Source organism: Ralstonia psammae, assembly GCF_958405935.1.
Taxonomy (GTDB): Bacteria; Pseudomonadota; Gammaproteobacteria; order Burkholderiales; family Burkholderiaceae; genus Ralstonia; species Ralstonia psammae.
Genome location: NZ_CATZBU010000002.1, coordinates 581,035 through 600,517, shown reverse-complemented (window position 1 = coordinate 600,517; position 19,483 = coordinate 581,035). Strand labels below are relative to the sequence as shown.

Annotated in this window: 19 protein-coding genes; 18 read left to right on the top strand and 1 reads right to left on the bottom strand. The window is 63.1% G+C overall.

Features of this window, described 5'->3' with window-relative positions:
• Positions 1-30 precede the first annotated feature (30 nt).
• From pheA to cysM, 14 genes are all read left to right on the top strand, one after another.
• Positions 31-1,146 (top strand): prephenate dehydratase, encoded by a 1,116-nt coding sequence (gene pheA, locus R2N16_RS06565; RefSeq protein ID WP_232042287.1) that lies wholly within the window; start codon positions 31-33, stop codon positions 1,144-1,146.
• 187 nt (positions 1,147-1,333) lie between these two features.
• Positions 1,334-2,458: a histidinol-phosphate transaminase gene (gene hisC / locus R2N16_RS06560; protein WP_316664774.1), complete on the top strand. Its 1,125-nt coding sequence runs from the start codon at positions 1,334-1,336 to the stop codon at positions 2,456-2,458.
• Between the two features lie 98 nt (positions 2,459-2,556).
• Positions 2,557-3,465 carry a prephenate dehydrogenase gene (locus R2N16_RS06555; protein WP_316664773.1) on the top strand — a complete coding sequence of 303 codons (909 nt, stop codon included), beginning with the start codon at positions 2,557-2,559 and terminating at the stop codon, positions 3,463-3,465.
• Between the two features lie 25 nt (positions 3,466-3,490).
• Positions 3,491-4,795 (top strand): 3-phosphoshikimate 1-carboxyvinyltransferase, encoded by a 1,305-nt coding sequence (gene aroA / locus R2N16_RS06550; protein WP_316664772.1) that lies wholly within the window; start codon positions 3,491-3,493, stop codon positions 4,793-4,795.
• Between the two features lie 27 nt (positions 4,796-4,822).
• Complete coding sequence (cmk, locus tag R2N16_RS06545) at positions 4,823-5,518, top strand: (d)CMP kinase (protein ID WP_316664771.1); 696 nt, start codon at positions 4,823-4,825, stop codon at positions 5,516-5,518.
• Positions 5,519-5,653: 135 nt separating this feature from the next.
• Positions 5,654-7,342, top strand: coding sequence for a 30S ribosomal protein S1 (rpsA, locus tag R2N16_RS06540; RefSeq protein ID WP_316664770.1), 1,689 nt, complete (start codon positions 5,654-5,656; stop codon positions 7,340-7,342).
• A gap of 45 nt (positions 7,343-7,387) precedes the next feature.
• Positions 7,388-7,816 (top strand): integration host factor subunit beta, encoded by a 429-nt coding sequence (locus tag R2N16_RS06535; protein ID WP_316664769.1) that lies wholly within the window; start codon positions 7,388-7,390, stop codon positions 7,814-7,816.
• Between the two features lie 182 nt (positions 7,817-7,998).
• A complete protein-coding gene (locus tag R2N16_RS06530; RefSeq protein ID WP_316664768.1) occupies positions 7,999-8,322 on the top strand; it encodes a LapA family protein in 324 nt (107 codons plus the stop codon).
• Positions 8,323-8,325: 3 nt separating this feature from the next.
• Positions 8,326-9,600, top strand: a complete 1,275-nt coding sequence (gene lapB, locus R2N16_RS06525; protein WP_316664767.1) for a lipopolysaccharide assembly protein LapB — start codon at positions 8,326-8,328, stop codon at positions 9,598-9,600.
• Positions 9,601-9,664: 64 nt separating this feature from the next.
• Positions 9,665-11,029 (top strand): UDP-glucose dehydrogenase family protein, encoded by a 1,365-nt coding sequence (locus tag R2N16_RS06520; RefSeq protein WP_316664766.1) that lies wholly within the window; start codon positions 9,665-9,667, stop codon positions 11,027-11,029.
• A 38-nt stretch (positions 11,030-11,067) separates the two neighbouring features.
• A complete protein-coding gene (rfaE1, locus tag R2N16_RS06515) occupies positions 11,068-12,000 on the top strand; it encodes a D-glycero-beta-D-manno-heptose-7-phosphate kinase (protein ID WP_316664765.1) in 933 nt (310 codons plus the stop codon).
• Between the two features lie 18 nt (positions 12,001-12,018).
• The gene (gene rfaD, locus R2N16_RS06510; protein ID WP_316664763.1) at positions 12,019-13,014 is read left to right on the top strand and encodes an ADP-glyceromanno-heptose 6-epimerase; all 996 of its coding nucleotides are present in this window, start codon (positions 12,019-12,021) and stop codon (positions 13,012-13,014) included.
• A gap of 137 nt (positions 13,015-13,151) precedes the next feature.
• The gene (locus R2N16_RS06505) at positions 13,152-13,472 is read left to right on the top strand and encodes a ComEA family DNA-binding protein (RefSeq protein WP_316664762.1); all 321 of its coding nucleotides are present in this window, start codon (positions 13,152-13,154) and stop codon (positions 13,470-13,472) included.
• Between the two features lie 112 nt (positions 13,473-13,584).
• Positions 13,585-14,487, top strand: coding sequence for a cysteine synthase CysM (gene cysM / locus R2N16_RS06500; protein WP_316664761.1), 903 nt, complete (start codon positions 13,585-13,587; stop codon positions 14,485-14,487).
• Positions 14,488-14,554: 67 nt separating this feature from the next.
• Here cysM and mltB read toward each other — a convergent pair whose 3' ends face one another.
• Entirely contained in the window at positions 14,555-15,679 is a 1,125-nt protein-coding gene (mltB, locus tag R2N16_RS06495) for a lytic murein transglycosylase B (RefSeq protein ID WP_316664759.1), read from the bottom strand.
• A 130-nt stretch (positions 15,680-15,809) separates the two neighbouring features.
• On the opposite strand from mltB, the gene R2N16_RS06490 reads away from it, so the two are divergent.
• The 4 genes from R2N16_RS06490 to R2N16_RS06475 all read left to right on the top strand — a co-directional run bounded on the left by R2N16_RS06490 (position 15,810) and on the right by R2N16_RS06475 (position 19,426).
• Positions 15,810-16,733 (top strand): histone deacetylase family protein, encoded by a 924-nt coding sequence (locus R2N16_RS06490; RefSeq protein WP_316664758.1) that lies wholly within the window; start codon positions 15,810-15,812, stop codon positions 16,731-16,733.
• Between the two features lie 166 nt (positions 16,734-16,899).
• Positions 16,900-17,949 carry a methionine ABC transporter ATP-binding protein gene (locus R2N16_RS06485; protein WP_316664757.1) on the top strand — a complete coding sequence of 350 codons (1,050 nt, stop codon included), beginning with the start codon at positions 16,900-16,902 and terminating at the stop codon, positions 17,947-17,949.
• Positions 17,939-18,592 carry a methionine ABC transporter permease gene (locus R2N16_RS06480; RefSeq protein ID WP_009238641.1) on the top strand — a complete coding sequence of 218 codons (654 nt, stop codon included), beginning with the start codon at positions 17,939-17,941 and terminating at the stop codon, positions 18,590-18,592. The genes R2N16_RS06485 and R2N16_RS06480 overlap by 11 nt, the downstream gene beginning before the upstream one ends.
• A 33-nt stretch (positions 18,593-18,625) precedes the next feature.
• Positions 18,626-19,426 (top strand): MetQ/NlpA family ABC transporter substrate-binding protein, encoded by an 801-nt coding sequence (locus tag R2N16_RS06475; RefSeq protein WP_316664755.1) that lies wholly within the window; start codon positions 18,626-18,628, stop codon positions 19,424-19,426.
• Positions 19,427-19,483 lie beyond the last annotated feature (57 nt).

Genomic DNA, 19,483 nt, shown 5'->3' with positions numbered 1-19,483 from the left:
TGCAATCCGTTGCCGAACCGGATTCCTACAATGACCAGTCAGTCAGACGATACGAAGCAAAACAAGGACGCCGCATTGGCGGCGGAGCTTGCGCCCTTGCGCACGCAGATCGACGCCATCGACAACCAGCTGCTTACGCTGCTCTCCGACCGCGCCAGGGTGGCGCAGGAAGTGGGCGAAGTGAAGAAGCGCTATTCGTCACCGGCATTCCGGCCGGACCGCGAGCTGCAGGTCATCCGCAAGATGCAGTCGGGCAATCAAGGGCCCCTGCACGATGAGAGCATCGCCGCCATCTGGCGCGAGGTGATGTCCGCCTGCCGCGGTTTGGAGCAGGCGCTGCGCATCGGCTACCTCGGCCCGGCGGGCACGTTCTCGGAGCAGGCGGTGATCGCGCATTTTGGCCACGAGATCCAGCCGATGCCGTGCCCGAGCATCGACGAGGTGTTTCGTGCGGCGGAGTCCGGCACGGTCGATTGCGGCGTAGTGCCGGTCGAAAATTCGACGGAAGGCGTGGTGTCGCGCACGCTCGATCTGTTCTTGCAGACGTCGCTGAAGATCAGCGGCGAGATTGCGCTGCGGGTGCATCACAACTTGCTGCACAAGACGGGCGACATGTCGCAGGTGAAGGTGGTGCGTGCGCACGCGCAGGCGCTGGCGCAGTGCCAACGGTGGTTGAACACGAACTATCCGAATCTGCCGCGCGAAGCGGTGTCGAGCAACGCCGAGGCCGCGCGCATGGCCGGCGAGGACGAAACCGTTGCGGCACTGGCAAGCGTGCAGGCGGCCAATCGCTATGGCCTGCACGTGGTGCGTGCCAATGTGGAAGACGATCCGCACAACCGTACGCGCTTCGTCGTGATCGGCAACTATGAGACGGAGCCGAGCGGGCGCGATCAGACGTCGTTGATCCTGTCGGTGCCGAACGAGGCCGGCGCGGTCTACAAGTTGCTGGCACCGTTGGCAGAGAACGGTGTGTCGATGTGCCGCTTCGAGTCGCGTCCGGCGCGCAGCGGCGCGTGGGAATACTACTTCTACGTCGATGTGGAAGGCCATCAGCGCGACCCGCAGGTAGCGCGCGCGCTGGAAAAGCTGCGTCACGACGCGGCGTATTTCAAAGTGTTGGGGTCCTATCCCTCGGCACATTGACGGGGACGTCGCAAATGTATTGCGCGGCCCGATCTTGGGCCTGCGATGCTCGCCGTACTCACGTACGGTTCCACTGCATGTGACAAGGTTGGGGTCCAAGTTCAGGCCGCTCGCAGCGGTTAGCCACGCTCCCGAGGAATTCAAGGCGCTCTGCACGGGCAGGGCGTCGATAACAGAGGAGCACCCCATGTCTTTGCAGTTCGGCCCCGAGTATGTCCGCGCCATCGCCCCTTATGTGGCCGGCAAGCCGATTTCCGAAGTGGCTCGCGAGTTCGGTCTGGACGCCGCGCACATCGTCAAACTGGCGTCCAATGAAAACCCGCTTGGCATGCCGCAGTCAGCCAAGAACGCGATGGCCGCCGCCATTGACGATCTGGCGCGCTATCCGGATGCCAACGGCTTCAGCTTGAAAGCCGCGCTGCATGCCAAGTTTGGCGTGCCGGAAGCCTGGATCACGCTCGGCAACGGCAGCAATGACATCCTCGAACTGGCAGCTCGCTCGCTGGTGTCGCCGGGGCAAGCCGTGATCTACGCGCAGCACTCGTTTGCCGTGTATGCGCTGGCGGCGCAGGAGGTTGGCGCGCGTGCCATCGAGGTACCGGCCCGTGATTACGGCCATGACCTCGACGCGATGGCCGCCGCAATTACGCCGGACACGCGTCTGGTCTACATCGCCAATCCGAACAACCCGACCGGCACGTTCCTGTCAGCCGATGAGATTGCGGCGTTCCTGGCCAAGGTGCCGCCGACTGTCGTGGTCGTCCTGGACGAGGCATACAACGAGTTCCTCAAGCCCGATCAGCAGTACGACTCTACCGCGTGGGTGCGCCAGTATCCGAACCTGCTTGTCTCGCGCACGTTCTCCAAGGCGTACGGGCTGGCTGGCTTGCGCGTGGGTTACGGCATTGCGCAGGCGCAGTTGACCGATCTGCTCAACCGCATCCGCCAGCCGTTCAACGTGAACAGCCTGGCCCAGGCGGCTGCCGTGGCGGCGCTCGATGATGCGGAATTCCTGCGTCAATCGGCCGAACTGAACGCCGCCGGCTACGTGCAGCTGACGGACGCGTTCGAGCGGCTGGGCTTGCGATACGTACCGTCATCGGGCAATTTCGTGTTGGTGCGCGTGGGTGACGACATCGACGCCGGTGCGCGCGTGAACGTTGCGCTGCTCAAGCAAGGTGTGATCGTGCGTCCAGTCGGCAATTACGGCCTGCCGCAATGGCTGCGTATCAGCATCGGCTTGCCGGAAGAGAACGCCACGTTCATCGATGCACTGGAAGTGGCGCTGGCGCAGGAAAGAGCCGCCGCGTAGCTTCTGCCGCAACCGCCGCGGCGCCCCGTATCAGGCATCGGGCGCCGCGCACATCGGGCTACAATGCCGCTTTGCTTTTTTTCTGGCAGGGCGGTGTTGTGGCCTCTTCTTTTTCCAGTTCCCGGTTGGTGATTGTTGGCGTCGGCCTGATTGGCGGCTCGCTGGCGCTGGGGTTGCGTCGCGCGGGTGTGGTTGGGCATATCGTGGGCGTCGGTCGATCGGCTGCGTCGCTTGAAACGGCGATCCGGCTCGGCGTGATCGACGAAGCGCTGCCGATGGAAGAGGCGGTGCGTGGCGCCGACATGGTCGTGCTGTGCGCACCTGTCGCGCAGACGCTGCCGTTGCTGCTCGCCATGCAGCCGCATCTGGGCCCGGACACCATCGTCACGGATGCTGGCAGCACCAAGTCCGACGTCATCATGGCTGCCAAGACGGCGCTGGGCGATCAGGTCAGCCAGTTCGTGCCGGCGCATCCGATTGCCGGCCGTGAGCTGAACGGCGTGGAGGCTGCACTGGCCGATCTTTACGTTGGCAAAAAGACCGTGCTTTGCCCCTTGCAAGAGAACCGCCGCAGCGACGTCGCGCGTGTGCAGGCCATGTGGGAAGCGGCGGGCGCGTATTGCCACATCATGTCGGCCGTGCAGCACGACGCCGTGTTCGCCGCCGTTAGCCACCTGCCGCACGTGCTGTCGTACGCGCTGGTCGCGCAGATCATCAATGCCGAAGACGGCGCGCTCAAACTCGATTTTGCCGGCGGCGGCTTCCGCGATTTCACGCGCATCGCCGCATCGTCGCCCGAGATGTGGCGTGACATCTGCTTGTCGAATCGCGAAGCGCTGCTGCGTGAACTCACAACCTACGAAGCCGTGATCGGCCGTCTGAAGACGATGATTGCCGAGCGCGACGGCGCCTCGCTCGAGCGCGTGTTCCGCCGTGCCAGCGAAGCGCGTCTGGCGTGGCCACAACGCGCGGTGCCGGGAAATGGCACTGGCGCGCAATCCGAATAACGTTTGTTTTGAACTCACTGGATTCATGGAACATCTCGACGTCGGTCCGCTGAAGACGGCGCGCGGCACCATCAAGCTGCCGGGCTCGAAGAGCATCTCCAACCGTGTGCTGTTGCTGGCGGCCCTCGCGCAGGGCGAAACCGTGGTGCGCGACCTGCTCGACTCTGACGACACGCGCGTTATGCTCGATGCGCTCGGCAAGCTGGGCGTCCCGGTCGAAGGCCTGGGCGACAACGCGTACCGTGTCACCGGCACCGCCGGCCGCTTCCCGAACAAGTCGGCCGATCTGTTCATGGGCAATGCTGGCACAGCCATCCGCCCGTTGACGGCCGCGCTGGCGCTGCAAGGCGGCGAGTACACGCTGCACGGCGTGCCGCGCATGCACGAGCGGCCGATTGGCGATTTGGTCGACGGTCTGCGCCAAGTTGGCGCGCGCATCGACTACACGGGCAACGAAGGCTATCCGCCGCTGGCGATCCACGCCGCGCCGGTCAAGATCGATGCGCCGATCCGCGTGCGCGGCGATGTGTCGAGCCAGTTCCTGACGGCATTGCTGATGGCGCTGCCGCTGGTCGGGTCAGCCGGCAATGTCACCATCGAAGTGGTCGGCGAGCTGATTTCCAAGCCTTATGTTGAGATCACGCTGAACCTGATGGCGCGCTTTGGCGTGCAGGTTGCGCGTGATGGCTGGGCGTCGTTCATCGTGCCGACCGGGGCAGCTTACAAGGCGCCGGGCGAGATCTTTGTGGAAGGCGATGCTTCATCCGCGTCGTACTTCCTCGCCGCAGGCGCGCTCGGCGGCGGGCCGGTGCGCGTGGAAGGTGTCGGCATGTCCAGCATCCAGGGCGATGTCCGCTTTGCCGACGCGCTGAACCGCATGGGCGCCAACGTCATGGCCGGCGGCAATTGGATCGAGGTGCGCGGTGTCGAGCGCGACGATGGCAAGCTGCACGCCGTCGAGTTGGATTGCAACCACATTCCGGATGCGGCCATGACGCTGGCTGTGGCCGCGCTGTTTGCCGACGGCACCACCACGCTTACCAACATCGCAAGCTGGCGCGTCAAGGAAACCGACCGCCTGAGCGCCATGGCCACCGAACTACGCAAGCTCGGCGCCGAGGTGGAGGAAGGGGCCGACTACATCCGCGTGACCCCCCCGTCGCAATGGACCGCGCCGGCCGGCGGTATCGACACCTACGATGACCATCGCATGGCAATGGCTTTCTCGCTGGCCGCGTTCGGCCCGGTGCCGGTGCGCATCAACGACCCGCGCTGCGTCGCCAAGACGTTCCCGGAATATTTCACGGCGTTCGGCGGCATTACCGTCTGAAACGCAATTAACCGCCCGCATTTCATCATGTCCGACACCGCTGCTTCCACGCCGTACCCGGTCATCACCATCGACGGCCCGACCGCATCCGGCAAGGGCACGGTCGCTCACCAGGTCGCTGATCTGCTCGGTTTTCACCTGCTGGATAGCGGATCGCTTTACCGGTTGGTGGCTCTCGCCAGCATGCGCGAGAACATCGACGACCACGACGTTGAGAGCCTCGTGCGCGTCGCTAGCGAACTGGATGTGCGCTTCAAGGCAGATCACATCTGGCTAAGGGGCGAAGATGTGAGCTTGGCGCTGCGCCATGAGTCGGTTGGCAACCAAGCTTCGGCCATTGCCGTGCATGGCGCCGTGCGTGAGGCGTTGCATGCACGCCAGCGTGCGTTCCTGGAGGCGCCCGGCCTGGTGGCCGACGGCCGCGACATGGGCACGGTCGTTTTCCCCGAAGCGGTGCTCAAAGTGTTCCTCACGGCCAGCGTGCAGGCACGTGCTGAGAGGCGCTATAAACAATTGATTGCAAAGGGATTTTCTGCTACAGTGGAAAGTCTTTCGCAGGACTTGGAAGCGCGCGATTTGCGGGATCGTACCCGCAGTGTCGCGCCGCTGCGTCCGGCGCAAGATGCGCGGCAACTGGATTCGTCTGACATGACGGTCGATGAAGTGGTTGCGCAGGTACTGGACTGGTACCGGCAGGTGCAGGGCGCCAACAAGGCGAACTGACCCGGCTGGACTGGTTCGATCGGTGCTGGTGGCATGTCGCTGCCGGCGGTTGTTCAACTCATAACCCCGCATGCGTGTCTTCGCCCATTCCGTGCGAAAGCAATGCGAGGCATGTTCTGCGGATGCCTATTTTTTATGTCCCAAACTAACGAATCTTTTGCCGCCCTGTTCGAAGAGTCGATCGCCAAGTCCAATATGAAGGCTGGCGAAGTGATCTCTGCGGAAGTTGTGCGTATCGACCACAACTTCGTCGTTGTGAACGCGGGCCTGAAGTCTGAAGCATTTGTTCCGGTCGAAGAATTCCTGAACGACCAGGGCGAGCTGGAAGTGCAAGTCGGCGACTACGTTTCGGTCGCAATCGACGCACTGGAAAACGGCTACGGCGACACCATCCTGTCGCGCGACAAGGCCAAGCGCCTGGCTTCGTGGCTGAACCTTGAGAAGGCACTGGAATCCGGCGAGATCATCTCCGGTACCGTGACCGGCAAGGTCAAGGGCGGCCTGACCGTCATGGTCAACGGTATTCGTGCATTCCTCCCGGGTTCGCTCGTCGACGTGCGTCCGATCAAGGACACCACGCCGTACGAAGGCAAGACCCTCGAATTCAAGGTCATCAAGCTGGACCGCAAGCGCAACAACGTTGTGCTGTCGCGCCGTGCCGTGGTTGAAGCCACGCTGGGCGAAGAGCGTCAGAAGCTGATGGAAACGCTCAAGGAAGGCGCGATCGTCAACGGTATCGTCAAGAACATCACCGACTACGGCGCGTTCGTGGATCTGGGCGGCATCGATGGCCTGCTGCACATCACCGACCTGGCATGGCGTCGTGTGCGTCACCCGAGCGAAGTGCTGTCGGTTGGCCAAGAGATCACCGCCAAGATCCTCAAGTTCGACCAAGAGAAGAACCGCGTCTCGCTGGGCGTCAAGCAGCTGGGCGAAGATCCGTGGGTCGGCATCTCGCGCCGCTACCCGCAAGGCACCCGCCTGTTCGGCAAGGTGACCAACCTGACCGACTACGGCGCGTTTGTCGAAATCGAAGCCGGTATCGAAGGCCTGGTCCACGTGTCGGAAATGGACTGGACCAATAAGAACGTGGCCCCGTCGAAGGTTGTCCAGCTGGGCGACGAAGTGGAAGTCATGGTTCTGGATATCGACGAAGACAAGCGTCGTATCAGCCTGGGCATGAAGCAGTGCAAGGCCAACCCGTGGGACGATTTCGCGCGCAACCAGAAGAAGGGCGACAAGCTGGCTGGCCAGATCAAGTCGATCACCGACTTCGGCGTGTTCATCGGTCTGCCGGGCGGCATCGACGGCCTGGTGCACCTGTCGGACCTGTCGTGGCAAGAGACTGGCGAAGAAGCCGTTCGCAAGTACAAGAAGGGCGACGAAGTGGAAGCCGTTGTGCTGGCCATCGACGTCGACAAGGAACGCATCTCGCTGGGTATCAAGCAACTGTCGGGCGACCCGTTCAACAACTTCATCTCGACCAACGACAAGGGTTCGATCGTGCCGGTCACGATCAAGGCCGTTGATCCGAAGGGCGCCGTGGTGCAGCTGGCTGACGACGTGGAAGGCTACCTGCGTGCCTCGGAAATCTCGAGCGACCGCGTGGAAGATGCCCGCAACGTGCTGAAGGAAGGCGAAACGATGACCGCGATGATCGTCAACATCGATCGCAAGTCGCGCAACATCAACGTCTCCATCAAGGCGAAGGACAGCGCAGACCAACAGGAAGCGATGCAGAAGTTCTCGGCGGATACCGGCGCAGCTGGTACCACGAACCTTGGCGCGCTGCTGAAGGCCAAGCTGAACGAAACCAACCAGTAAGCATCCACCGGGTCGACCCTAAAGAACGACGAGGACGCGCGCAAGATGCCCATGACCAAGTCCGAACTCGTGGAAAAGCTGGCCGCCCGCTTTCCGCAGCTGCTGCTGCGTGATGCGGACATTGCGGTCAAGACGATCCTGGATGCGATGTCCGACGCCCTGGCGGACGGTCACCGCATCGAGATCCGCGGATTCGGGAGTTTTGGTCTGAATCGTCGTCCGCCGCGTGTCGGTCGCAATCCCAAGTCTGGCGAGAAGGTGCTGGTACCCGAGAAGCGGGTGCCGCACTTCAAGGCGGGCAAGGAGTTGCGCGAACGGGTTGACCGCAGCCTGGAGCGGCAGGGCGAGCCTTCTTCGGAGGGCGAGCCTGCCGTGTCGCTCGCGGCTGTAAAGGCTGCGCGACAAGTTGACGGCACGCGTCAGACTGCCGGTTTTCCGGTAGATACGGCGGTGCCGCTGGCCATGTCGCGCTGAGCCTAGGTAGCACTTGGTAGTTTCAGGAACGCCCCGCTTGCCGGGGCGTTTTTTATTCCGGCAATGCTTGTCTGCCGCCAAGCCTGGCGTGGCTGGCCGCCATATGAATCCGCTACAATGCGGCACAACCCGGCAATCGTGCCGCCTCCGGCTGCTGCACCGCCGCCCGTTTCCGAATCCGCATGAAATTTCTCGTCTGGGTCATCCGCATCGTGTTGTTTGTGGTGCTCTTCGTGCTCGCACTGCATAACACGGCGGAAGTCTCGCTCGTGCTCCCGTTTGGCGTGGTCTGGCATGCACCGTTGATCCTGATCGCCTTGGCGTTCTTTGTCGCCGGCATCTTGCTGGCCATGCTGGCGATGGCGCCGCGCGTGATACGGCATCGCTTTACGGCAAGCCGCCTGCGTCGCCAGATCGGTCGCATGAAAAAGGCCGAAGAGGTGACCGAGGCGCCGCCCCCCGTTGTCGCCGATTCTCCTTATCACGTTCCCGGCCCCAAGGTCTGACGCATGGATTTTGATCTCTGGTGGCTGTTGGCCATCCCCCTGGTGTTTGGCTTGGGCTGGGTGGCCGCTCGGCTCGATGCCCGCCAGTTACGCACCGAACAATCGTCGCTGCCGCGCTCGTATTTCAAGGGGCTGAATTTCCTGCTCAACGAGCAGCCGGATAAGGCCATTGACGCCTTCATTGAAGTTGCGCGGCTGGACCCGGAGACCACCGAGCTGCACTTTGCACTCGGCAGCCTGTTCCGCCGGCGCGGCGAAACCGAGCGCGCCATCCGCGTTCACCAAAACCTCGTCAACCGCCCCGATCTGCCCGCCAATGAGCGCGCTCACGCGCTGTTTGAACTGGGGCAGGATTTCCTGCGCGCGGGCCTGCTGGATCGCGCTGAGGAATCCCTGCGCATGTTGATGGAAGGCACATTTGCTGAGCCGGCCAAGCGCGTGCTGCTCGAGTTGTACGAAGTCGAGAAGGAATGGCGCAAGGCCATTGACGCGGCGCGTGAGTTGCAGACGCTGCAAGGCAAGGATTACGCCGTGCAGATCGCGCAGTTCTGCTGCGAGGTCGCGCAGGAAGCGCTGCAGCGTAAGGACGTGCCGACCGCCGTCGAATGGCTGGAGCGCGCCCTGCAGGAAAACCCCAAGAACGTGCGTGCCACCATCCAGTTGGGCGATGTGGCGCAAGGGCAAGGCGATGTCGAAGGCGCCATCAAGCGTTGGCGCAGTATCGAAGAGCAAAACACGGCGTTCTTACCGTTGGTGGCTGAGCGGCTGATGAAGGCGTACACGCAGCTTGGCCGTGCCGCTGAGGGTCTCGCCTGGCTGCGCTCCAAGATGGATGCGCGCCTGGGCCCCGAACTGCTCGATACGGTCTACCAATATGAATTGGACGTACACGGTATCGACGATGCCGTGGCGTTGATGCGCGACCAGATCCGCCGTCAGCCCTCGTTGATGGCGTTGACGCGGCTGGTGGAAGCCGAAGCGTCGCGCGCGTCCGAGGCGGTTGGCCATGAAGCGCCCGCGACGGCCGATATCGCCGAGAGTGCGCTGGCGGATCCGGTTGAAGCGGGCAGCAATGCCGACATCCAGCGCGCGCAGGATCTCGGCGCCATTCGCGATCTGCTGCAAAGTCGTACGCGCAACCTGGCGCGCTATACCTGCCAGGAGTGCGGTTTCCGCGCGCGTCTCTTCTATTGGCAATGCCCCGGCTGCAACCGCTGGGAAACGTATGCACCGCGCCGTACCGAGACGCTCGGCGGCAGCGGCGGTGCCAGCATGTAATTCAGTCCGGCGCGGTGTGTTCGTAGCGGCCGCGCTGGCGCTTTTTTAATCTTTAAGTGTTCGTATGAAAATCACCATCATCGGTAGCGGTTATGTCGGTCTGGTCACCGGCGCGTGTCTGGCGGAGCTGGGCAACGATGTGTTCTGCCTCGACGTCGACCAGAAGAAGATCGACCTGCTCAACGCCGGCGGCGTGCCCATCTACGAACCGGGCCTGAAGGAGCTGATCGAGCGTAACCGCGCAGCCGGCCGCATCCAGTTTTCGACCGACGTGGCTGCCAGCGTGGCGCACGGTGACGTGCAGTTCATCGCAGTGGGAACGCCGCCCGATGAAGACGGTTCGGCCGACCTGAAGTACGTGCTGGCGGCCGCCCGCAACATCGCCCAGCACATGACGAGCTTCAAGGTGATCGTTGACAAATCGACGGTGCCGGTCGGAACGGGCGACAAAGTGCGCGCTGCCGTGCGCGAAGTGTTGGCAACGCGCGGCAAGTCGGACATCGGCTTCTCGGTGGTGTCGAACCCCGAGTTCCTGAAAGAAGGCGCCGCGGTGGACGACTTCATGCGCCCGGACCGCATCGTGCTCGGGACGTATGGCGATACCGATGGCCTGCGCGCCAAGGCGATCATGCGCACGCTTTACGCGCCGTTCAACCGCAACCACGAACGCACGTTCTACATGGACGTGCGCTCCGCCGAGTTCACCAAGTACGCCGCCAATTCGATGCTGGCCACGCGCATCTCGTTCATGAACGAGATGGCCAATCTGGCCGACAAGGTGGGCGCGGATATCGAACTCGTTCGCCTGGGCATCGGCTCCGACCCGCGTATCGGCTACAGCTTCCTCTATGCCGGCACCGGCTACGGCGGTTCGTGCTTCCCGAAGGACGTGCAGGCGCTGGTGCGCACGGCGCAGGAGTATGGTCAGACGCTGCACGTGCTGGAAGCCGTTGAAGCCGTCAACGACAAGCAGAAGGAAGTGCTGGTCAGCAAGATCGAAGACCGCATGGGCGCTGACCTGACCGGCCGCACGTTCGCCATCTGGGGTCTGGCTTTCAAGCCGAACACCGATGACATGCGCGAAGCACCCAGCCGCATCCTGATTGCCGCGCTGCTGGCGCGTGGCGCGCGCGTGCAAGTGTATGACCCGGTTGCGATGGAAGAGGCCCGCCATGCACTGGCGCTCGATCTTTCTGCCGAACAACTGGAACGTGTGACGTTCTGCGCCGGTCAGATGGACGCGCTCAAGAATGCCGACGCGCTGGTCATCGTGACCGAGTGGAAGGCATTCCGCAGCCCGGACTTCAACGCCGTGAAGGCACTGTTGAAGACGCCGATGGTGTTCGACGGCCGCAACCTGTTCGAGCCGCAAGCCATGCGCGATGCGGGATTTGAATACCAGGCCATCGGGCGCTCCACCCAATCGTAATCACAGAGACCCGACGGCCGCTGCCGACGCCCCGACCCATGACCACGCTCGCTCCCGAACAGATCCACGCCGCCCGCATTCTCGTGGTCGGCGACATGATGCTCGACCGCTACTGGTTTGGAGACGTCGATCGGATTTCGCCGGAAGCGCCGGTACCGGTCGTGCAGATCAAGCGCCAGGATGAACGTCTTGGTGGTGCCGCAAACGTGGCGCGCAACGTGGCGGCGCTTGGTGCGCAGGCAGCCATGCTCGGTGTGATTGGCGACGATGAGCCGGGCCGCAGCATCGAAACGCTGCTCGGCGAGAGCCACGTTACCGGTCACCTGCATCGCGATCCCGCGGTCAACACGACGATCAAGCTGCGCGTGCTGGCACGTCAGCAACAGTTGATTCGCGTCGATTTTGAGAACGCACCCACGCACGAAGTGCTGATGTCGGTGCTCGACCGTTTCGGCACGCTGGTGCCACAGCACGACGTGGTGGTGCTGTCGGACTATGGCAAGGGCGGTCTCACGCACGTCGGCAAGATGATCGAGGCGTCGCGCCAGGCAGGCCGCCGCGTTCTGGTCGACCCGAAGGGCGACGACTATTCGCGCTACAAGGGCGCGACCATGATCACGCCCAACCGCGCTGAAATGCGGCAGGTGGTCGGCTCGTGGAAGTCGGAGCAGGACCTGACCATCCGTGCACAGAATCTGCGCCGGGAGCTGCAGCTCGAAGCGCTGCTGCTCACGCGCTCGGAAGAGGGCATGACGCTCTACACCGAGCATGAGGTGCTGCACGTATCGGCGCAGGCGCGCGAGGTGTTCGACGTCTCGGGCGCGGGCGACACCGTGATCGCCACGCTGGCCACGCTGCTGGGCGCGGGCGCCAACATCAAGGAAGCCGTGCAGTACGCGAATCGCGCAGGCGGCATCGTGGTCGGCAAGCTGGGCACGGCTGTCGTCACCCACGCAGAACTCTTCAACTGATCACCTGATCAACGGATCATGACCATTATCGTCACCGGCGCGGCTGGCTTTATCGGCGCCAACATCGTCAAGGGCCTGAACGAGCGCGGCGAGACCGACATCATCGCCGTCGACAACCTCACGCGGGCCGACAAGTTCAAGAACATCGTCGACTGCCAGATCAGCGACTACCTGGACAAGGCCGATTTTGTCGACCGCTTTGCGCGCGGCGAGTTTGGCAAGGTCCGCGCGATCTTCCACGAAGGCGCCTGCTCCGACACCATGGAGACCGATGGCCGCTACATGATGGACAACAACTACCGCTACTCGCTGGCGGTGATGCGCGCGTGCCTCGATCAGGGTGTGCAGTTCCTCTACGCCTCGTCGGCGGCGACATACGGCGCGTCGGAAACCTTCCGTGAAGAGCCCGAGTTCGAGCGGCCGCTGAACGTGTACGGTTACTCCAAGCTGCTGTTCGACCAGGTCGTGCGCCGTGTCATGCCGACCGCGTTGTCGCAGATCGTCGGCTTTCGCTACTTCAACGTCTACGGCCCGCGCGAGCAGCACAAGGGGCGCATGGCGTCGGTGGCGTTCCACAATTTCAATCAGTTCCGCGCGGAAGGGACTGTCAAGCTGTTCGGCGAGTACAACGGCTACCCGCAAGGCGGCCAAATGCGCGATTTCGTGTCGGTGGAAGATGTGGTGAAGGTCAACCTGTTCTTCTTCGACAATCCGGACAAGTCGGGCATCTTCAATCTCGGCACGGGCCGTGCACAGCCGTTCAACGACATCGCCACGACAGTCGTGAACACGTTGCGCGCAGCGGAAGGCAAGCCGGCGCTTTCCACCGAAGAGCTGGCACAGGAAGGCCTGATTGAGTACGTCAAGTTTCCAGATGCGTTGCGTGGCAAGTACCAGTGCTTCACGCAGGCGGATCAGTCGCGCCTGCGCGCGGCGGGCTACACGGCGCCATTCCTGACGGTGCAGGAAGGCGTGGAGCGTTACTGTCAGTGGCTGTTGAAGCAGCCGGCCTGATCGCACAACGCCCCAACAATCAGACAGCGTGTGACTTTTTGTCCGTGCGCTGCGGCATCGCCAGGACGCTCTTTAAGATGTGTCGAAACCGCCACCTCACGTGGCGGTTTTTTATTCCCTACACCCAGGAGAAGCACATGTTGAAGAAGCTGTTGGCCACTGCGTTGATGTCGCTGTCGATGCTGTCGGTCTCGTGGGCGGCGGTAGACGTGAATACCGCAGATCACGCTGCGCTGGAAACGCTGTCCGGCATCGGCCCCAAGCGTTCCAAGTCGATCATTGAAGAGCGGACCAAGAACGGGCCGTACAAGGATGCCGCCGACTTCAAGGCGCGAGTGTCCGGCATCGGCGACAAGACGCTCGCCAAGCTGGAGAACGACGGGCTGACGTTCGGTGCACCGGCACCGGCGCCGGTTGCAGCGGCCAAGAAGGTCGGCAAGGAAGCCAAGAAGAAGTAAGCGCTTCAGTCATCCTGCCGACAACGCCCCGCCCAGAGCGGGGCGTTTCGCCATGTGCGGGGGAGGGATTTGGGCTGCATTACAATGCCTTGATTCCCGTCCCCCACGCATCATGGCCTATCTCACCATCGAAGACACCATCGGCAACACGCCGCTGGTTCAGCTCCAGCACATTCCCGGCGAAGGCAACGCGCGCCGCGGCAATGTGATCCTCGGCAAGCTCGAGGGCAATAACCCGGCCGGCTCGGTCAAGGATCGCCCCGCGCTGTCCATGATCAAACACGCCGAAGCGCGTGGCCGCATCAAGCCGGGCGACACGCTCATCGAATCCACGTCGGGCAACACCGGCATTGCCCTTGCCATGGCCGCCGCCGTGCGCGGCTACAAGATGGTGCTGATCATGCCGGAAGACCTGTCGGTGGAACGCCGCCAGAGCATGGCCGCCTACGGCGCGGAGATCATCCTCACGCCGGTCAAGGGCGGCATGGAATACGCACGCGACCTGGCCGACGCGATGGAGAAGGAAGGCAAGGGCGTCATCCTCGATCAATTCGCCAACCCGGACAACCCGCTCGCGCACTACGAGACCACCGGCCCCGAACTGTGGCGCGACACCGAAGGCCGCATCACCCATTTCGTCTCGGCGATGGGCACGACGGGCACGATTACCGGCGTCTCGCGCTTCCTGAAAGAGAAGAACGCTGACATCCAGATTGTTGGCGCACAGCCGGAAGAAGGCTCACGCATTCCGGGGATCCGCAAGTGGCCTGAAGCGTACATGCCAAAGATCTACGATCCGAAGTACATCGATCGCACCGAGCCGGTGAGCCAGTCCGACGCCGAGCACATGGCACGTCGCATGGCTCGTGAAGAAGGCATCTTCTGCGGTATCTCCGCGGCCGGCGCGTTGTGCGTGGCGCTGCGTGTCGCCGAGGAGGTTGAGAACGCGACGATCGTGTTCGTGGTGTGCGACCGAGGCGATCGTTACCTGTCAACGGGCGTCTTCCCCGCCTGACGGCACGCCGCATCGCCATGAAAAAAGCGCAGCTTCGGCTGCGCTTTTTGTTTGCGTGGGCGGTGGATCAACCCTGCATCGCCTGCCGTACCGCCTGGCCTAACTCGTACACCGCGGCCGCGTAGAAGAAGCTGCGGTTGTAGCGCGTGAGCACGTAGAAGTTGCGCAGGCCGACGCGGTATTCGGTCGGCTGGCCAGGCGTGGGCAGATCGATCATCAGCACTTCGGTCTCTTGCTCGCGAGCGGCATCGACGCCTGGTGACAGCGCCAGGCCAGCGCGTGTGAGCCTGGACAGCGTCATGCCGGGATACGGCTGGCCGTCTGCGGCCGCTGCTGCAATGCCCTGACTGTCGGCATCGCCGGCAATGTTCCACATCACGGGGCGCTTCGGCTCCCAGCCGTGCATCTGCAGGAAGCGCGCGACGCTGCCGATGGCATCCACCGCGCTGTTGCGCAGGTCGATATGGCCGTCGCGGTCGTAATCGATGGCGTATTCCCGGATGCTGGTCGGCATGAATTGCGGAATGCCGACTGCGCCTGCGTAAGAGCCCAGGACCGAGAACGCGTCCGTGCCGGTGTCACGGCACCAGAGCAGGAAGTCCTTGAGCTGGTTGCGGAACATCGTGCTGCGGTCTTCGCGGTTGGGCGTGTCGGGGTAGTCGAAGGCCAGCGTGGACAGCGCGTCCATCACGCGGAAGTTGCCCATGTCGCGGCCGTAGATGGTCTCGACGCCCAGGATGCCGACGATCACGTCGGCCGGCACGCCGAATTCGTTTTCGGCCCGGCGCAGCGTGTCGCCGTATTGCTGCCAGAACCGTACGCCGGCACCAATGCGGATCGGCTCGATGAAGCGGCCGCGATAGGCGGTCCAGCTGCGACGCGCGGGCGTGGCGGGCGGCAGGATCAGGCGCGCCACCGTGGCGGAATAGGCCGTGCCTGCAAACAGCGTATCGAGCGACGTGCGGTCAAAGTTGTATTGCGCGACCAGCATGCCGATGAAGGCCTGCGTTTGCGGATTGTTGCGATAACGGTCGGGGTCGATCTCTTCTTCATGCACCGCAACGCGGCGCTTGGGCGACTTGCCGGCCTTCTTGGCAGCCAGCGACAGCGCGGGGAAAGAGAGCGCGGAGAGCGCTGCGCCAGCCACCAGGGCGCGCAATACGGGACGACGGGAAGAAGGCGATTGGCTCATGGGCAGGCTTCATACGGGATCGGGGCATTGTAGCGGATGCGTCTGTTGGATCGCCTCAGGGCGCGGCGTTGTTGCACAGCCGTGCTAACGTAACGGCTGGAGACACTGAAGCACACCGGATCACAACAACATGGCGACCGGCCTCTACACGCATCCCGAATTCCTCCGGCACGAGATGGGACCACACCATCCCGAATGTCCGGACCGCCTGCGCGCGATCGAAGACCAGCTCATCGCCAGCCGCATCGACGACCTGCTCGTTCCCTGCGAGGCGCCGCCTGCCACCGAGACGCAGCTGTGCCGCGTGCATCGCGCCGAATACATACGCGAGCTGGTGGCCAGCGTGCCGATTGCCGGCTATATGCCGATCGATCCCGACACCTCGATGAACCCGCACACCTATATGGCCGCGGTGCTTGCCGCAGGTGCAGCGGTGGACGCCACCGACAAGGTCATCGCCGGCGAGCTGGAGAACGCCTTCTGCAGCGTGCGCCCACCGGGCCACCATGCGGAGCCGGGCCGCGCGATGGGCTTCTGCTTCTTCAACAACGTGGCCGTGGCCGCACGTCATGCGCTTGACCATCACGGCTTGCAGCGCGTGGCGATCGTCGACTTTGACGTGCACCATGGCAACGGTACCGAAGCGGCCTTCCGCGATGAACCGCGCGTGATGATGTGCAGCATCTTCCAGCACCCGTTCTATCCGTATTCAGGTACCGAGGCGGTCGCGGCCAACATGGTGAACATTCCGCTGCCGGCGTACACCAATGGCCTGACCGTGCGTGAGGTGGTGGAAACGATCTGGCTGCCGCGGCTGGAGGCGTTCCAGCCCGAGATGCTGTTCATCTCCGCTGGCTTCGATGCGCACCGCGAAGATGATCTGGGCCAGATGGGCCTGGTCGAGGCGGACTACGCCTGGATCACGCAGCAACTCATGCAGGTGGCGCGCACGCATGCCAAGGGCCGCATCGTCAGTTGCCTGGAGGGCGGTTACAACCTCAGCGCGCTAGGCCGCAGCGTGGTTGCGCACATCAAGGCGCTTGCCGAGCTTTAAGCGATTGACGATGACGAATCGTCGATGACATTCGAAAAAGTAATAAAGACATCGTTAAAGAATCGTTCCTCGCATGTAGGGCCTGCCTTACACTAACGCCTCATTCAAACAAAAAAGAGACGGCAACGGCCTGGACACAGGGCGGTTGCCGTTTTTGTATGTACGCATGATCGAACTCAAGGGGATATCGCAGCACTTTCGGGGCGCGGGCGGCCATGACGTCCACGCGCTGCGCGACGTCGATCTGGCCATCAACCGAGGCGAGATTTTCGGCATCATCGGCCGCAGCGGGGCGGGCAAGAGCACGCTGGTCCGCGTCATCAATCTGCTGAACCGGCCGACCTCCGGCACCGTCACCGTGGCGGGGCAGGAACTCACCGCACTCAATGCCGACGGGCTGCGCCAGGCGCGCCGCAAGATCGGCATGATCTTCCAGCACTTCAATTTGCTGTCGTCGCGCACCGTGTACGACAACGTGGCGCTGCCGCTCGAGCTGGCCGGCACCCCGCGCGAACGCATTCGGGAGATCGTGCTGCCGTTGCTGGACCTCGTTGGCCTTACGGCACACAAGGACCGCTATCCCGCGCAGATTTCCGGTGGCCAGAAGCAGCGCGTTGGCATCGCCCGCGCGCTGGCAAGCCAGCCGGATGTGCTGCTTTCCGACGAGGCGACCTCCGCGCTGGACCCGGAGACGACGCGTTCGATTCTCGACCTGCTGCGCAAGATCAACCGCGAACTGGGTCTGACCATCGTGCTGATCACGCACCAGATGGAAGTCATCAAGCAGGTGTGCGACCGCGTGGCAGTGCTCGACGCCGGCCGCGTGGTGGAACTTGGCCGCGTGATCGACGTGTTCCTGAAGCCCGAGCATGACGTGACGCGCGCGCTCATCGGTGAGGTGATCTCGCAGGAGTTGCCGCCCTCCGTGCTCGCACGCGTGGAAAGCCGCCTCACAGCACGCGAGCAGGGTGGCCGTGACCACCTGTTCCGCCTGGCCTTTACCGGCGCAGGCGTGGACCAGCCGGTGCTCGCGCAGGCGATCCGCAACTACGGGCTCGACTTCAACATCCTGCACGGCCATATCGATGAGATTCAGGGCCAGGCCTTCGGCTCGCTGGCGATCCTGGCGTCGGGCGAGGCCGCTGACATCAACAATGCGATGAACTTCCTGCGCGAGCAAGGCGTGGTGGTCGAGGAGATCAATCATGTGGTCTGACCTGACCGATCTGTTCCTGCCGGCCTTCTGGGAAACGCTCGCCATGGTGGGCGTGTCCGGAGGCATTGGTGCGCTGTTTGGCGTGCCGCTGGGCGTGCTGCTGTATCTGACGACCACGGGCGGCGTGCTGTCGGCCCCGGTGTTTAACCGCGTGGCAGGCCTTGTCGTCAATGCCGTGCGCTCGGTGCCGTTCATCATCCTGTTGGTCGCGGTGATTCCGTTCACACGCTTGCTGGCAGGCTCGTCCATTGGCACCGCCGCGGCCATCGTGCCGCTGACGATTGCCGCGATTCCCTTTGTCGCACGCCTGGTCGAGACTGCATTGCGCGAAGTGGACCGCGGCCTGATCGAAGCCGCGCAATCGATGGGGGCGACGACCGGCCAACTCGTCTACAAGGTGCTGCTGCCCGAGGCAATGCCCGGCATCCTCGCTGGCCTGACGATCACCTTCGTTAGTCTTGTCGGTTACTCGGCCATGGCCGGTACCATCGGCGGCGGCGGCCTGGGCGACCTGGGGATCCGCTACGGCTATCAGCGCTATGAATCGGACATCATGCTGGCGGTTGTCGTCATCCTGATCGTCTTTGTGCAGGCGGTGCAATCGACGGGCGATTGGCTCGTGCGCCGCCTGAGCCACCGTTAATCACTCAATCGACAGACAAAACGAGGAAACACAATGAATCGTCGTCAACTGCTGCAATGGTCCGCGAGCCTTGGTGCCGCATTGGCACTGGTCGCGGGCAGCGCCCTGGCGCAGAGCAAGCCGATCAAGATCGGCGTGACCGCCGGCCCCCATGCCGAGATCATGGAAGAGGTGAAGAAGGTTGCCGAGAAGGAAGGCCTGAAGCTCCAGATCGTCGAGTTCAATGATTACATCCAGCCGAACGCCGCCCTGGCTGCCGGTGATCTGGATGCCAACAGCTATCAGCACCAGCCGTATCTGGACGACCAGATTGCCACGCGCGGCTACAAGTTCGTGAGCGTCGGCCAGACCATCACCTTCCCGATGGGTATCTACTCGAAGAAGATCAAGTCGCTGAAGGAGTTGAAGGACGGCGCGCGCTTCGGGCTGCCGAATGACCCCACCAACGGCGGCCGCGCGCTCCTGCTGCTGCAATCGCAAGGCGTGATCAAGCTCAAGCCGAACGCCGGTTTCAAGGCCTCGCCCCGCGATGTGGCCGAGAACCCGAAGAAGCTGAAGTTCGTCGAGTTGGATGCCGCACAACTGCCGCGCTCGCTGGATGATCTGGATGCGGCCGCCATCAACGGCAACTACGCTGAAAAGGCCAACCTGGACCCGACCAAGGACGGCATCGCCATCGAAAGCCCGAAGGGCCCGTACGCCAACGTGATTGCCATCCGCGCTGCCGACAAGGATCAACCCTGGGTTGCCAAGCTTGTGAAGGCGTATCATTCCGACGTCGTGAAGTCCTTCGTTAAGGCGAAGTACAAAGACGCCGTGATTGTGGCTTGGTAACCACTTTGTGATCCTTCGGTGATCCGGTAGAGGGTTCTACCAAACAGATTGCCGGAC

Bases quoted from the DNA above. Each gene is read 5' to 3' on its own strand.
- pheA (WP_232042287.1), top strand. From the start codon at position 31: ATGACCAGTCAGTCAGACGATACGAAGCAAAACAAGGACGCCGCATTG.
- hisC (WP_316664774.1), top strand. From the start codon at position 1,334: ATGTCTTTGCAGTTCGGCCCCGAGTATGTCCGCGCCATCGCCCCTTAT.
- aroA (WP_316664772.1), top strand. From the start codon at position 3,491: ATGGAACATCTCGACGTCGGTCCGCTGAAGACGGCGCGCGGCACCATC.
- cmk (WP_316664771.1), top strand. From the start codon at position 4,823: ATGTCCGACACCGCTGCTTCCACGCCGTACCCGGTCATCACCATCGAC.
- rpsA (WP_316664770.1), top strand. From the start codon at position 5,654: ATGTCCCAAACTAACGAATCTTTTGCCGCCCTGTTCGAAGAGTCGATC.
- R2N16_RS06535 (WP_316664769.1), top strand. From the start codon at position 7,388: ATGCCCATGACCAAGTCCGAACTCGTGGAAAAGCTGGCCGCCCGCTTT.
- R2N16_RS06530 (WP_316664768.1), top strand. From the start codon at position 7,999: ATGAAATTTCTCGTCTGGGTCATCCGCATCGTGTTGTTTGTGGTGCTC.
- lapB (WP_316664767.1), top strand. From the start codon at position 8,326: ATGGATTTTGATCTCTGGTGGCTGTTGGCCATCCCCCTGGTGTTTGGC.
- R2N16_RS06520 (WP_316664766.1), top strand. From the start codon at position 9,665: ATGAAAATCACCATCATCGGTAGCGGTTATGTCGGTCTGGTCACCGGC.
- rfaE1 (WP_316664765.1), top strand. From the start codon at position 11,068: ATGACCACGCTCGCTCCCGAACAGATCCACGCCGCCCGCATTCTCGTG.
- rfaD (WP_316664763.1), top strand. From the start codon at position 12,019: ATGACCATTATCGTCACCGGCGCGGCTGGCTTTATCGGCGCCAACATC.
- R2N16_RS06505 (WP_316664762.1), top strand. From the start codon at position 13,152: ATGTTGAAGAAGCTGTTGGCCACTGCGTTGATGTCGCTGTCGATGCTG.
- cysM (WP_316664761.1), top strand. From the start codon at position 13,585: ATGGCCTATCTCACCATCGAAGACACCATCGGCAACACGCCGCTGGTT.
- mltB (WP_316664759.1), bottom strand. From the start codon at position 15,679: ATGAGCCAATCGCCTTCTTCCCGTCGTCCCGTATTGCGCGCCCTGGTG.
- R2N16_RS06490 (WP_316664758.1), top strand. From the start codon at position 15,810: ATGGCGACCGGCCTCTACACGCATCCCGAATTCCTCCGGCACGAGATG.
- R2N16_RS06485 (WP_316664757.1), top strand. From the start codon at position 16,900: ATGATCGAACTCAAGGGGATATCGCAGCACTTTCGGGGCGCGGGCGGC.
- R2N16_RS06480 (WP_009238641.1), top strand. From the start codon at position 17,939: ATGTGGTCTGACCTGACCGATCTGTTCCTGCCGGCCTTCTGGGAAACG.
- R2N16_RS06475 (WP_316664755.1), top strand. From the start codon at position 18,626: ATGAATCGTCGTCAACTGCTGCAATGGTCCGCGAGCCTTGGTGCCGCA.